We start from the raw sequence: 354 nt of genomic DNA on the forward strand, positions 1-354 counted from the left end.
GGACGACCCAGAAGCGCTTGCGATATTCCGCGATCATGCCGGTATGGTCATGACCGCCATGCGCGCTGGGCTTGGTTTGCGGCCCTGAAATGGTCGCCGCAGGATCTGATTGATGGGTGTGGGCGGAATGGTCCATGCGGCGATCTTTTCCTACTGGTCAGGTCTTGTGAGACGAAGGATCGGGGGAGGCGGTGACAGGACGGGTCCGTGGCGGAAGACCGGGGTCGCCATAGCGGCGCGGATTGGACTTGAAGACCTGATGGCACCGGCTGGAACAGAAAAAATAGGTCCAGCCTGCGTAAGGCTCTGACGCAGCCGCTTCTTCCAGCGCAATCATGTTGCGGCAGACGGGAT

The 354-nt window shown here is 60.5% G+C and carries 1 protein-coding gene; it reads right to left on the reverse strand.

Annotation, left to right across the window (positions count from 1 at the left end; genetic code table 11):
* Window positions 1-157 precede the first annotated feature (157 nt).
* Window positions 158-354 (reverse strand): YHS domain-containing protein (locus HOC_RS20805; RefSeq protein WP_156950594.1); only part of this gene is annotated, 197 nt, incomplete at its 5' end.

Origin of the sequence: Hyphomonas oceanitis SCH89 (genome assembly GCF_000685295.1) — a bacterium.
Lineage (GTDB): Bacteria > Pseudomonadota > Alphaproteobacteria > Caulobacterales > Hyphomonadaceae > Hyphomonas > Hyphomonas oceanitis.